The sequence below is a fragment of the Streptomyces sp. NPDC026515 genome, assembly GCF_055567595.1.
The window spans coordinates 24008-35890 of sequence record NZ_JBVHQD010000021.1 but is presented as its reverse complement, the minus strand read 5'-3'; the positions used below and the strand labels follow the sequence as shown (position 1 = coordinate 35890).

At 70.5% G+C, this 11883-nt stretch carries 9 protein-coding genes; 2 read left to right on the top strand and 7 right to left on the bottom strand.

Annotated elements, in window-relative coordinates; translation table 11 throughout:
- Positions 1-38: 38 nt before the first annotated feature.
- From ACZ4O3_RS34765 to ACZ4O3_RS34750, 4 genes are read right to left on the bottom strand one after another with little or no spacing between them, the layout of a single operon-like run.
- Positions 39-962, bottom strand: a complete 924-nt coding sequence (locus ACZ4O3_RS34765; RefSeq protein WP_467726151.1) for a DMT family transporter — start codon at positions 960-962, stop codon at positions 39-41.
- On the bottom strand, positions 955-1959 hold the full coding sequence (locus ACZ4O3_RS34760) for an N-acetylglucosamine kinase (RefSeq protein ID WP_467726149.1): 1005 nt from the start codon (positions 1957-1959) through the stop codon (positions 955-957). The genes ACZ4O3_RS34765 and ACZ4O3_RS34760 overlap by 8 nt, the downstream gene beginning before the upstream one ends.
- Positions 1960-1993: 34 nt before the next feature.
- Positions 1994-3166 (bottom strand): SIS domain-containing protein, encoded by a 1173-nt coding sequence (locus ACZ4O3_RS34755; protein WP_467726147.1) that lies wholly within the window; start codon positions 3164-3166, stop codon positions 1994-1996.
- Positions 3163-4455, bottom strand: a complete 1293-nt coding sequence (locus ACZ4O3_RS34750; RefSeq protein WP_467726145.1) for a D-tagatose-bisphosphate aldolase, class II, non-catalytic subunit — start codon at positions 4453-4455, stop codon at positions 3163-3165. The genes ACZ4O3_RS34755 and ACZ4O3_RS34750 overlap by 4 nt, the downstream gene beginning before the upstream one ends.
- 149 nt (positions 4456-4604) lie before the next feature.
- On the opposite strand from ACZ4O3_RS34750, the gene ACZ4O3_RS34745 reads away from it, so the two are divergent.
- Positions 4605-5399 (top strand): GntR family transcriptional regulator, encoded by a 795-nt coding sequence (locus ACZ4O3_RS34745; RefSeq protein ID WP_362716943.1) that lies wholly within the window; start codon positions 4605-4607, stop codon positions 5397-5399.
- A gap of 124 nt (positions 5400-5523) precedes the next feature.
- Here ACZ4O3_RS34745 and ACZ4O3_RS34740 read toward each other — a convergent pair whose 3' ends face one another.
- The gene (locus ACZ4O3_RS34740; RefSeq protein ID WP_467726143.1) at positions 5524-7032 is read right to left on the bottom strand and encodes a GMC family oxidoreductase; all 1509 of its coding nucleotides are present in this window, start codon (positions 7030-7032) and stop codon (positions 5524-5526) included.
- An 88-nt stretch (positions 7033-7120) separates the two neighbouring features.
- On the opposite strand from ACZ4O3_RS34740, the gene ACZ4O3_RS34735 reads away from it, so the two are divergent.
- Complete coding sequence (locus ACZ4O3_RS34735) at positions 7121-7867, top strand: TetR/AcrR family transcriptional regulator (RefSeq protein ID WP_467726141.1); 747 nt, start codon at positions 7121-7123, stop codon at positions 7865-7867.
- Positions 7868-8219: 352 nt separating this feature from the next.
- Here ACZ4O3_RS34735 and ACZ4O3_RS34730 read toward each other — a convergent pair whose 3' ends face one another.
- Together ACZ4O3_RS34730 and ACZ4O3_RS34725 are read right to left on the bottom strand one after the other, a co-directional pair.
- Positions 8220-9188 carry a serine hydrolase gene (locus ACZ4O3_RS34730; protein WP_467726139.1) on the bottom strand — a complete coding sequence of 323 codons (969 nt, stop codon included), beginning with the start codon at positions 9186-9188 and terminating at the stop codon, positions 8220-8222.
- Positions 9189-9655: 467 nt separating this feature from the next.
- Positions 9656-11620, bottom strand: coding sequence for a multicopper oxidase family protein (locus tag ACZ4O3_RS34725; RefSeq protein WP_467726137.1), 1965 nt, complete (start codon positions 11618-11620; stop codon positions 9656-9658).
- Positions 11621-11883 lie beyond the last annotated feature (263 nt).

Below are 11883 nucleotides of genomic sequence, written 5' to 3'. Positions count from 1 at the left end.
AACCTGCGGTGTCCGTGTGCGGCGGCGGAGCCGGGTGCCTACGGGCCTGCCAGCGGTGCCGAGGGAATCCGGGGCTCGGGCACCTCTTCGCGCTTCTCGTCGGCGTACACCATCAGAGTGGATCCGCCGAGGGCGAGGACGATGCCGATGGTCCCCCAGATCGTCGGCAGGGTCTGGTAGATGACCAGTGACAGCACGATGGTGAGGACGGGCGCCAGGGCGTTGGTGACCGGTGCGACGACGCTGGCCTTGCCGCGGCTGAGCGCCATGACGAGGAACAACGCGCCCACGGCGTTGAGGACCTGGGTGCCGGCGGTGAGTGCCGGAGCCTGCCACGGTGCGTCGGGCAGCCCACCCATCATGAGGACGGCCACGGGGACGAGCAGCAGGCCGCTGATGGTCATCCACCCGAACGTGGTCGCGTCGTTGACGTCCGCGAGGGCGGCCTTGCGCATGAAGAACGCCTGCGCGCCCCAGGCCACGCAGATGAGGATGGACAGCAGCAGCCAGGACCCGGTGTCGGCCGAGCCGTGGTCGCCCGCGGGGATGCTGATGAGCACGATCGCTATCAGCGCGGCGACCACCCCGATGACGGCGAGCTTTCCGATCCGTTCCCTGAGCAGAGCCACGGCCATCAGGACGGTGATCACGGGGGAGAGCGAGACCACCGGGAAGATCAGGTAGGCGGGGCCGTCGGACAGCGCCTGGAACAGCAGGAGTTGACCGCCCGCACCGGTGAGTCCCGCCGCGAGCCCGTAGACCGCGGCGATCGGCCGCCGGTCGAACCGCTCCCGGCGCAGCGCGACCACCGCCGGCAGGAGCATGGTGAACGCCCAGATGACGTAGATCATCTCGTTCGGATAGCCGTACCGCTCGGTGGGCTGGCTCGAGAACGCTCCCCAGACGCCCCAGAACAGGACGAGCAGACCGGCGTACAGGATCCAGTTTCGTTGGTCACGCATGGTGGTTCTCCGTAGTGGTCATCTGCGAGGTGGAGCGCAGGGCGGCGAGCGCCGGAGCGTCGAGGGGGGTTCCGGCGAGTTTCGCCGCGTAGATGGCCGCGCCGACCATCGGCTCGAACAGGGGCCGGCGCAGTTCGTAGCGGGCCGTGCCGCTGCGGAGTTCGGTGGTGAACGTGTCGAGTACGGCGGCCGACTGGAAGACGCCGCCCGAGTAGGACACGGGGACGGGTTCGGTCTCGGCGAAGCCCAGCCGGCGGCGCGCACTGTCCACCAGCAGGGCCAGTTCCTGTCCGGCCTGGGTGAGGACGGCGGCGGCCTGCGCGTCGCCCAGCCCGGCCGCCTCGACCACGAGGGGACTCAGCGAGGCGATCTCGCTGCGGTGTCCCTGCCACCGGTTGAGTACGACGTCGATCACTTCGAGGTCGGTGGTCAGATCGAGGTGGCGGCGCAGGAGTTCGGCGAGCGGGCCCTCGGGCAGCCGGCCGTCGCTCATCCGCGAGAACACGTTCAGCGCGCGGGCGGCGATCCAGTACGCCGATCCCTCGTCGCTGAACAGTTCGCTCCAGCCTCCGGTGCGCACGCCGCGGCCCTGCCGCTCGCCGTAGGTCATCGACCCGGTGCCGCTGATGACGTTGATGCCGTCCACCGCGCCCAGCGATCCGGCCCAGCCGCAGATCATGTCGTTGTCGCACGCGTAGCGCCGGTGTCCCAGCACCTGGCCGGGGACGGCGTCCAGCGCGGCGATGTCGCCGGGGACCTCCCCGTACCCGGGCAGGCCCAGGAACGCGTAGGCGATGTCCGCGGGCGTGATGCCCGCGCCCTCCGTCACGGCCCGGATGCCCTCGCGCAGAACCTGCGCGACGTGCTCGACGCCCCCGGTACCGTTGTCCGCGAAGTAGTAGGCACCTTCCGCGACGGCTCGGGCCCTGATGACGCCCGCACCGTCGATGAGGCAGAAGGCCGTCTTGGTGCCTCCGCCGTCCACACCCAGAAACATCGTTGTTCCTCCGCTCGGCATTGTCTGAACGCTGTCAGGCGACGTCGTCGCGTCGCTGGGGGAGCGGATGCACGGTCACGCCCTGCACCACGCGGTTCACCTCTCCGGAGGGGAACGGGTTGTCCGGCCGGATGCCTTGGTGCAGGGACGCGCGCAGCGCTACCAACTGCGCGCACAGCACCGCGGGAAGGGCGAGTACGGCGTCGTCGGCATCGGCGAGCCCGGGGAGCAGCCAGGTGCCGTCGCCGGGCAGTCCGTCGCGTGACGCGGAGACGGCGACGACGCTGCCCTGCGGCAGCCCCGCGCGCAGTTCGGCGAGGATGTCGAGGTCGTAGGGGCGCGTGTAGGGGTCGTTCGACACGTAGACGACGACGGCCGTGCGGTCGTTCAGCACGGACTTGGGGCCGTGGCGGAAGCCGAGTGAGGACTCCGAGGAGGCCACGAGCGCGCCTCCGGTCAGCTCCAGCAGCTTCAGGGCGGACTCCTGGGCCAGCCCCTTGAGCGCGCTGCTGCTGCCCAGGTACACCAGCCGTTCGGGTTCGCGGGCCAGCAGCTCCTCGATCTGCGGGCCGAGGCCGCCCGCGGTGATGTGCTCGGCCGCGGCGGCGGGCGCCTCGATGGCGTCCGGGGTGAGCGCCCCCAGGGCGAGCAGGGACGCCAGGAGCATGCCGGTGAAGCTCGACGTCATGGCGAAGCCCTGGTCGTTCGACGCGGCGGGCATGAGCAGGACGTGGGAGGAGGCGCTCTCGCCGTGGAGGCGTGCCAGCTGCCCGGCGCTGTTGCACGTGATGACGAGGTGGTGCACGTGTGTCAGGACCTGGTCCGCCAGCCGGGTCGCCGCGACACTCTCGGGGCTGTCCCCGGATCGGGCGAACGAGACGAGCAGTGTGGGGACGTCGTCGGGGAACGACGCGTGGGGGTCGGCGACGATGTCGGTGGTGGAAACCGCATCGGTGCGTCGGCCGGTGGCGCGGGCGACCGCGGCCCGGACGACTTCTCCGGCGAAGGCCGAGGTACCGGCTCCGGTGAGGACGATCCGCAGGCCCTCGTCGGCGAGCAGGGGTGCGAGGAAGGCGTCCAGGGACTCGCGTTCACCGGCGACGATCGCCCCGACCTCGCGCCACACGTCGGGCTGTTGGACGATCTCGGCGGTGGTGTGGTCGGCCCCGCGGTCCTGAGGCGCCAGGTCCTGGGTGGAGGTCTTCACGCGTACTCCTTCTCATGGGTTCGGCATGCACGGTCGTAGTCGCGCAGGACGTCACGGACGCGGTCGACCACGAGGTCCCGCGGTGTCGCGGACAGATCCCCGGTCCGGACGCGCTGGTACTGGTTGGGCAGGTGGGCGCTCAGCAGGGGAAGGGGGATGCCGAGGGCTGAGAGGTTGGTGAACAGCCGCTCCTGGGCGGCGGCGATCTCAGGGTCGGGCCAGTAGTAACGCATGCGGTCGCTGTAGCTGTAGCGCCTGGCCAGCCGCTGATCGTCGGCGTTGCCCCCGTAGTAGCCCTGCCACCAGGAGGGTTCGTCGCGCATGCGCCGGTCGACCACCTCGCTCAGCCGGGACCGGGATGCGGCCGGGATGAGTTCGTCCTCGATCTCGGCCAGTGCGAACAGGGCCTCGCGCAGGGCGAACGTCAGTCCGGGGCCCACCTTGAGCACTGCCCAGTGGTCCGCCACCAGGCCGGCCAGTCCGTCCGCCGTCTGGTAGTCGGTCGAGTGGGCCTCGAAGACCATGCCGGGTTCGTCGGCGAGGACCGTGCGCAGCTCGGACGTCCGCTCACGCCGGTAGTCGAACACCTGAAGGTGATCGAACTCCACGCCGGGCTGTACGACCAGGGCCATGACGCGAGGCCATGCCCCGGCCACACCGTGCCTGTCGAACGCGCGCCGGTTGTGCTCCAGCGTCAGGCGTGCCGCCTCCGGACTGGTGGCGGCCATGCCTTCCAGCGTCTCGTGCGCACCTCCAGGCACCGGAACCTCGGTTCCGATGACATAGCGGAGGGCGTCCGCGGAGTCGCCCGCGGCGGCCTCGGCCACCCGTACCAGGCGTGCGGTGCGCTCGGCGACCAACTCGTCGGTCAGCGCAGCGGCGTCGTCGGCGCAGGAGAAACTGCAGTCCAGGTGGATCTTCGTGAAGCCTGCCCGGACGTACGCCGCGACGAGCAGGTCCGCTTCGGCCATCGCTTCCCGCGAGGGCAGCGAACGCCACCGGTTGGGTCCCAGGTGGTCTCCGCCCAGAACGACGCGGTCCAGCGGCAGCCCGTGCTCGGCGGCGATGCCGTGCACCAGTTCGCGGAAGTCGTCGGGCCGCATGCCGGTGTAGCCGCCGTACTGGTCCACCTGGTTGGAGGTCGCCTCGACGAGGACGGTGCCTCCCGACGCGAGGGATTGGCGGACCGCTGCCTCGATGACCAGCGGATGGGCCGAGCAGACGGAGGTGATGCCGTGCGGTTCGCCGGCCTTCTGGCGGCGGACCACTTCATCCAAGGGGTTCCACATGATCGCTCCAGGGTTCACCGAAGGGCGTCAGCCGCATCTGTCGGTGCGCCTTCGGAAACGTGACTGGAACGGTACTGGTCTCGCGAGTGGTCGTCAACGGTCTGCGTTTGGTATTGAACTGGCCTACCTGAAACTGGTATACATCTGGTATGTCTTCTACGGATCGTGGTCTCCCTCAAGGGCTGCTGAGCGGAGACGCTCTGCCGCTGTACACCCAGGTCGCCGGACGCCTCCTGGACGACATCGCCGAGAAAGGTGCCCGACCGGGAGACCGGCTGCCGTCGGAGCGGGCGCTGGCGACCCGGTACGGCGTCTCGCGGGTCACCCTTCGCTCCGCCCTGAACGAGCTCGCGGAGCGCTCGGTCATCGAGTCCTCGCCGGCCCGCGGATGGTTCCTGGCCGAAGGCTACGAACGAGTTGCCCCCGCACCCCTTTCGCCGTCACCGGGTCCGGCGGCGGCCCAGTCGGTGCAGGGCTTCGCCGACTACGCCGCACAGCAGGGACTGCGGCTCCGCGACTCGGTCCTGGAGACCAGGGTCCGGCCCGCCACGGTCCAGGAGTCCGAACAGCTGAGGGTCGGCCCGGGGGCCTCGCTCTTCGAGATGCGCCGACTGCGCTACCTGGACGACATCGTCGTGGTGCTGGAGCACAACCGGCTGCCCCTCGCCCTGTGCCCGAAGCTGGCCGAGACGGACTTCACCAAGGACACGCTCTTCGCCACGCTCCGCCGCGCCGATCCGCCTCAACTGCCCAAGGTCGCCGACTACTCCGTGGAGGCCCGGCATCCGACGACGGAGGAACGTCGACTGCTGGAAATCACCGACGCGACTCCGGTGCTCGTCGCCACCCAGCTCGCCTTCAACCAGAACGGGCAGCCCCTCGAACTCACCGCGGCCGCGTACCGCGGTGACCGGTACCACTTCCGGGCCTCCATCACGGGGTGAGCGTGTCGGGAGGGGCGGCCGGTTGGCCGGTCGGAAGTCCGACGACCGGCGGTACGTCCCCAGCGGCCACCCGCTCCGTGAAGTTCACGGACGACGGAGGGATCTCGCCGAGTCTCTCGGCCGCTCAGAGCCCGCGCAGCAGGTCGGCCGCCCGCTCGGCGATCGCGTACACGGTGGCGTTGGTGTTGCTGGAGGGAATGGACGGGATCACGGACGCGTCGGCGACGCGCAGCCCGTCCAGCCCGTGGACACGCAATGCCGAGTCCACGACGGACACCTCGTCCTCCCCCATCATGCAGGTGCCGACCGGATGGCAGTACGAGCCGAAGTGCCTGCGGGCGTAGTCGCTGACCGACCGCGCGTCCACCGCGTCGAGTCCGGGGCTCACCTCTTCGATGCCCCACTCCGCGAGGGCGGACGACCAGGCGATCCCGCGCGCCGCCTTGATGCCGGACAGCACCACCCGTAGGTCCTCCTCCTCGGCGAAGTAGTTCGGGTCGATCAGCGGCGGTGCGTACGGGTCCGCCGAGGTGATGCGCAGCGTGCCCCGGCTCGCCGGGCGCATGGGGGAGACTCCGATGGTGAAACCGTTGCCGACCGGAGCGACGGGGTTGGGCACCGGAATGTCGATGAAGACGATCTGCAGATCCGGTGCGTCCGCCTCGGGGCCGCTGCGCAGCAGCCCGATCACCTCACCGTGGTTGTTGCGTGCCGTGGGTACGGCGCGTTGGGCGCGGTAGACCAGGTTGGCCCGTGGGTGGTCGTGCAGGTTCTGCCCCACGCCGGGGAGTGTGTGGAAGACGTCCACCTGCGCGCGGCGGAGGTCGTCCTCGGGGCCGATGCCGGAGCGCAGCAGGAGCTGCGCCGAGCCGATGGCTCCGGCCGTCAGGACCACCTCCGCGGTCGCCGAAGCGGTCTGCAGCCGGTTCCCGGCGCGGAACTCGACACCCGTGCAGCGCGTGCCGTCGAAGAGCAGGCGGTGCACCACCGCGTCCGTGACGACGTCCAGGTTGGGGCGGACGGTTGCCGGGGTGAGATAGGCGTCGGCGGCGCTTTGGCGCCGGCCGCCGACGATGTTGAGGTCCACAGGCGCGAAGCCCTCTTCCAGGCCGCCGCTGATGTCGAAGGCGCGCCGGTGGCCGGCCTCGACCGCGGCGCTGAGGCAGGCGAGCAGGATCTCGTTCGGATGGGCGGCCGGGCCGACGAACAGCGGACCGTTCGTGCCCCGGCCCGCGGCGCCGCTGACGGCGTTCTCGCTGCGCTGGAAGTAGGGGAGCAGGTCGTCGAACGACCAGCCCTTGGCGCCGTGGTCGCTCCAGCTCTCGTAGCTGGTGTGGTGGCCGCGCGCGAACACCATCGCGTTGATGGCGGAGGACCCGCCGAGGCCCCTGCCGCGCGGCAGCGCGACGGGGGCGCCTCCGCGCTGGGCCACGGTCATGTCGCCCCAGCCGGCCCGCGAGGCGGCCAGCGCGGGCCAGGCCGGCGGATGCGAGCCGGCGTCGGGCAGCGAGGAGGAGCCGGCCTCCAGCAGCAGGACCCGTGCGTTCTCGTCCCGGGAGAGCCGGTCGGCGAGCACGCACCCGGCAGTTCCGGCGCCTACGAGTATGAAGTCGTACACGGTAGGTGAAGACATGGCCCGTCCGTCTCTTGAATCGGTGGTCGCAGTTTGAGCGTAACACTGGTTCAAACCAATGGTCCGGATGATTTGATACCGTTGATTCATGAGCGTGGACATGGTGGACGACCGCAACCCGGAGGCGCTGGCGCGCAAGATCGTTCTGGCCGCCGCGGACGTACTGGAGAAGGACGGCCTGGATGCCATGTCCGTGCGCGCTGTGGCGGCGCGCGCCGACGTCTTCCCACCGACGATCTTCAGGGTCTTCAAGGACAAGGACGGCCTGCTGGAGGCGCTCGCCGACTACGGCTTCGAGAGGTATCTCCAGTCCAAGAGCCGGCTGCCCCAGAGCGACGACCCGGTGGCCGACCTGCGCGCCGCCTGGGACCTGCACGTCGAGTTCGGGCTGATGCAGCCCGCCTACTACGCCCTGGTCTTCGGCCCTTCGCGCTCCGGCGGGCTCTCCCGCGCCGGCCGCAAGGCCGTCGCCGAACTGCAGCGCATGATCACGCGCGTCGCCGTGACCGGCCGTCTGCGCATGACCGTCGAACGGGCCACGGCCGTGATGCACGCGGCAGGCGTCGGTGTGGTCTCCACCCTCATCAGCACTCCGCCCGAGCAACGCGATCCGGGTACGGCCGGGGTGTCCCGCGACATGGTCCTCTACGCCATCACCGCCTCCCCCGCCGCCGAGCCGGAGATCACCGGCGCGCCGGGCAAGGCGGCCGGACCCGCCATGGCGCTGCGCGCCACACTCGCCGAAGACGCGGAACTCCCGCTCAGTCCGGGCGAGAAGCTGCTCCTCCTGGAACTGCTCAACCGGCTGGCCGACACGGGAACGGCCACCGGCTGACGCCTGGCCGGCACCTGCCGCCGGCTGCGGGGGAGTGCTGCCGACACCGGGTCACGACGGTCCTGCGCCTGCCCGGACGACGGCTTCTGACGCGGCGCGTCCGGTGACGCGGTCTCATGAGACCGCACCGCGCAGCGGTTTCCTCACGACTCCGGCAGGGCACCCGGACGGTGCCGACACCACCCCGGCCCACGGCCCACGGCGCCCGTGTGATCCGGGCGGCGGGCGCGGCCGCGGTCTCCGGGTGACGACCACTCCCCGTCCACGGGCGCGCGGACCACCCTCTCCGCGCCCGCGGCCCGTCGTGCGGTCACTTACCGAACCGGGCGCTCCGGCCGCTGGACCCACAGGATCACGAAGTGGCGCCCTGATCCAAGGACTTGGCGAACGACGTGGCCGCCGCCCGTGCCGCCTGCTCCACGAGACCGATGCCGTGCCGCTCCGTGTCGGCGCCGTTCATCAGCACGGCCACGTAGAAGGTCCGGCCGTTCTTCTCTATCCGGCCGATGCTGTTGACGTCCCACAACGAGGTCTGGCTCCTTTGCAGCCAGCCGTTCTTGAGGGTGGCGGACGTGCCGGTGTCCGCCGCCGCCGACACGCCCCAGTCCTGGTCCGTCGCGATGTGGGACATCAAGTGCCCTACGGTGGACCGGGACGCGGCGTCGAGCGGCGAGGCACTTCCGAACACGCTCTGCAGCAGGCGGACCTGGTCGGCGGCGGTGGTCCGGGTCAGGCCCCATACGGTGCCTTCGCCGCCCCGGGTCTGCTTCAGACCGAGACGTTCATTCGCCTTGTCCAGCCCTCCGGCCCGCCCGATGGCGGCCCACAGGGTGGTGGCGGCGTCGTTGTCGCTGTTCTCCACCATGGCGGTGGCCAGCTCGCGTTCGCGTGTGGTCAGTTCCCGCCTGGCGTCCTGCGCCTGGAGCAGGAGTGCGGAGAGTATGTCCACCTTCACGATGCTGGCCGTGTCGAAGAAGTCGTCGCCGTAGGCGGCCCACTTCCGGGTCCGCTCGTCCAGGAGCGCGACCGACATGCTGCCGCCCCCGAGGTGTGACGTGACAGGAGCGAGGGGCCTCGCGAGGTCCAGGGCGCCGGCGGGCGGGGGAGCGGAGGGTTCGACCGGCGGGGTGGAGGCTCCCGTGTCGACGAGGCGCAGCCGATGCGCCGCGAACGAGGTGGCGGCGCCGAGCAGGACGGCGCCGACGGCCACCGCCCAGGCCGTACGGCGCCGATCGCGGTGCCGCCGCCGGTCGGCGCGATTCTGACTGCGGCTCACCGGCGGGACGGTCGTGGGTTCCGTGCTGCGCCACGGGTCGGACATGCCTGGGTCTCCTTGCGCGCCGAGCGGCGGCGCCTGTGCTGGTGAAGGGGGTGTGTCACGGCGGCTCGGCACCACGGCGGGCCGGAGCCGGCCCGGCGGGCACGGTCCGAAGCCCTCCTGACCGGTCTGCCGGGCAGCGCGTCGGTGAACGGGGCCGGCGCGTCTCCGCGGCGCTGGGACGGCCCGCCCCACCGTGCGTAACAGGAGCCGTTCGCCGGCGGAACCGGTGAGGGACGGCCGGTGAGCGTCCTCGGGCAGGCGTCACCGTGGCGGTCAGCGGTCACTCAGCTCTCCTGGGGATCTGTGCCGAACGATGTCCCGGTCCTGGCATCCGGCCGGCACACGTCCGGGGCGGCGCAGGGTTTCCCGGCGCGGCCCTTCATCGGTACAACGCGGCGGAGGCCGTCGGAGGTTCACTGGCACGGCCGGTGCCGGCACGGCTCAGCGGACGCCCCGACGGCCAGGCGTCACATCTTCATGCCGGAGTGCTTCCCGCGCTTCTTCATGTCCATGGACCCGTTCATGCCCATCGACATGGAGTGGATCTCATGCACCGCCTTGGGCATGATCACGAATGGGCGCATCATCCCCTCGTCCTCGTGGGACAGGATGTGGCAGTGGTACATCACTTTGCCGGTCTGCCGGGCAAGGCGTCCCGCCACCGTGACCAGGGAGTTGGCGGTCACGGTGATCGTGTCCTTCCAGCCGGCCTCCTCGGGGGCGAGGGGCAGGTCCGCGCCGAGCGTGATGGGCTTCGCCGTCCGTCCGGCGGCGAAATCCAAGCCCGATCCGTCCACCGACCGCCGGTCGACGACCTGGAAGTTGATCAGGTGTATGTGCATCGGGTGGTAGATCGGCACATCGGCCGGTCCGACGCTGATGAAGTGCCATTTCTCCCAGGTGCCGGACACCCCGAAGAAGGTGGTGGTGTCCTCGAACATCGCACCGGTGCGGCGCAGGGTGCGGGTCCTGCCCGCCATCTCGACCTGCACCACACCGTCGTCCGGCGCCGTGCCGGACGAGACCTCCTGCATCTCCCACAGCTGGGGCATCGCTCCGGTCCTGTCGAAGGTCAGTACGACGAAGCGCTCCGTGGCGTCCGTGGGCACATCGGCGCTCCTGAGTCTGCGGAAGGAGGTGGACAACGTTGTCGGCAGGTGCTGCGGAGCGTGCCGGCGCCCGCCGACACGGAATTGCATGACGTCGGGGAACGGCAGCATGAAGTCCGGCAGGGCCACTCCCGGAGTCTGCCCCCCGACGGTGTTGACGAGCTTGAGCCGCTTGCCGGGAAAGGCGGCGAAATCGATCACGATGTCCGCGCGCTCCGCGGGGGAGAGCGACACGGCCTCCGCGACGGAGTGCGGCTTCGCCAGCAGTCCCAGGTCGGTGCCGATCAGTTTCATGGCGCCGCGCACGACCTTGCCGGTCTCCTCGTCGACCACGGCGAGGCGGTAGACGCGGGTGTCGGAGACGTTCACGACGCGGAAGCGGTAGGCGCGCGCCTCCACGTCGAGGTGGGGCCAGACCACACCGTTGACCATGGTGAAGGGCGCGAGGGTGGACAGGGCCGGGGGCAGCGTGCCGGGCTTGGGGTCGTCGTGGCCGCCGAGGATGCGCTTGTAGAGGATATGTCCGGTCAGGCGTCCCTGGGCGTCGGTGTCGAAGTTGACGTCCTGGATGGTCAGGGGGATCTCGTGGGCACCGTGCGGCAGACCGAGCCGGGACTCCTCCTCGTCCCGGACGAGGTAGTTGCCGATCAGGCCCGCCGACACGTTGAGGGCGGTCACCGACATGGCGTGGTCGTGGTAGAAGAGGTGCGCCGACTTCTGGTCGTTGGCGTACTCGGCCAGCTGGGCGCTGCCCGGGCCGACACCGTATTCGGCCGCGCCGTCATTGATGGCGTTCTGGTGGCCGCCGTGCAGGTGCACGGTCGTCCAGGGGGTGAGCCTGTCGACCTCGGGCCGGGAGAACCCGCCCTGTGCTCCGGGACGGTTGTAGGGCAGCAGACCGGGACCGGGACCTTCGGGGTGCACCCAGGCGGCCTTCACAGGAGACGTGCCGGTCAGCCTGTTGTTCCACGAGACCCGGAACGTGCGACCGCTGTGTGCCTCGATGGTCGGGCCCGGGAAGTGTCCCTTGTACGTCCACAGGCGGGTGGCCGGCATCTGGGAGTGCAGTCTCACCCTGGTCTCGACGAGGTCGATCTCCGTGATGCCCCTGCCGGGCCGGAGGGTGGGAGGGATACGCAGCGGGTCCCTGAAGGGCGACAGCGTCGAGAACGCGGGACTGGTCACCCCCTTCAGAGTGTCGGCCGACAGCACCTGGCCGCCGTCGGACGCGTTGGCCCTGAGGAATCCGGTACCCCCCACGGCCACAGCGGCCGTCGTGAAGCCGGCCATGCCCAGGAGGGACCGCCTGCTCGTGTCTGTCATGTGATGGTTCGTCCTAAATCGGTGATCGGGGCGCGCAGAGCACCGCGTCGGGCCTCGGGGCCCGCGGACGCGGTACGAAGTCGGCGTGGGGGGAAGCGCCTTGTACGGAAACTGAGAGTGAGTGACAAGGAGGCCGGAGAGCAGCGGGGCGCTCCTTGCCGTGCGATGCCGGTCCGGCGGCGGAGAAGCCGTCGTACACGACCGGCACGAGTGGTCCCACGGCGGGCCGGAACGCCTCGCCGAAAAGCTCCGCCGGTCAGGCG